Raw genomic sequence first — 1,352 nt, forward strand, 5'->3', positions numbered from 1 at the left:
ACGCCGGACTGCCCGCCGACTGGAAGCTGTTCAGCGAGCACAAGATGTACGAGCCGGCCTTCTATTCCACCGTCGTGCAGGACTGGGGCACCAACTACATGATCGCGCAGGAGCTGGGCGACAAGGCGTTCTGTCTCGTCGACCTCGGCCACCATGCCCCAAACGTCAACATCGAGATGATCGTGTCGCGGCTGATCCAGTTCAAAAAACTCGGCGGCTTCCACTTCAACGATTCGAAATATGGCGACGACGATCTCGACGCCGGTTCGATCGATCCTTACCGGCTGTTTCTCGTCTTCAACGAACTGGTCGACGCCGAACTTTCCGGCGCCGAGGGGTTCGACCCGGCCCACATGCTCGACCAGAGCCACAACGTCACCGATCCGATCGAAAGCCTGATGCTATCGGCGGTCGAGGTGCAGCGCGCCTATGCGCAGGCGCTGCTGGTCGACCGCAAGGCGTTGGAAGATTTTCAGGATAGCAATGACGCGCTGATGGCGACGCAGACGCTGAAAGCGGCCTACCGCACCGATGTCGAGCCGATCCTCGCCATGGCGCGGCTGAAGACCGGCGGCGCCATCGACCCGGTCGCCGCCTATCGAGCGGCGGGTTACCGCGCCAAGGTTGCAGCGGAACGCCCTGCAGTCGCTGGCGGTTCGGGGGGCATTGTCTGAGGCCGAGCCGGCCCCCTCATCCGGCCGCTTTGCGGCCACCGCCCTCCGGGCGTTCGTTGTTCGAAAAGCCAAGCAGTTGGCTTTTCGCCCGCTGCGCGGACCACGCCTCACCCCCGCAGGGAGAAGAGACTGGCGTCAGCGCTGACACCTCCTCTCCCCTCGGGGAGAGGTCGGATTGCCCCGAATTGCCCTTCGCAATTCGGTTGGCAATCCGGGTGAGGGGGCTCTTTCTCGTGCTCCCTTAATTGTTAGTGGACTCGATCCGTCCAACACGGTCTTCTAGGCATCCCCCCGCCCGGAGAACCGCCATGCCTCTCAACCGTCGGACACTGATCGCCGCCAGTCTTTCCATCACCTTTGTCCTGGCGCCGTTGACGAGTGTCTTCGCCGCCTCGCCGGCGCCGGCCAAGGGCGAGCACGGCATGGTGGTGACGGCCCAGCATCTGGCGTCCGAAGTCGGCATCGAGGTGTTGAAGAAGGGCGGCAATGCTGTCGACGCGGCGGTTGCCGTCGGCTATGCGCTCGCCGTCGTCTACCCCAATGCCGGCAATATCGGCGGCGGCGGCTTCATGACCATCCGCTTCAAGGACGGCAAATCGACCTTTCTCGATTTCCGCGAGCGGGCGCCGCTGGCGGCGACAAAAACCATGTATCTCGACAAGGACGGCAACCCGGCGA

The 1,352-nt window shown here is 63.6% G+C and carries 1 protein-coding gene and 1 pseudogene; both read left to right on the top strand.

Translation table 11 applies throughout. The features are described 5' to 3' along the window. Positions 1-674, top strand: a pseudogene (locus EN991_RS36420) (sugar isomerase); the annotation flags it as partial. A 308-nt stretch (positions 675-982) separates the two neighbouring features. After that, on the top strand, positions 983-1,352 hold a 370-nt coding region (locus tag EN991_RS36425), incomplete at its 3' end, for a gamma-glutamyltransferase (RefSeq protein ID WP_206519332.1).

This window comes from Mesorhizobium sp. M7A.F.Ca.US.005.03.2.1, assembly GCF_003997795.1.
Taxonomy (GTDB): Bacteria; Pseudomonadota; Alphaproteobacteria; order Rhizobiales; family Rhizobiaceae; genus Mesorhizobium; species Mesorhizobium ciceri.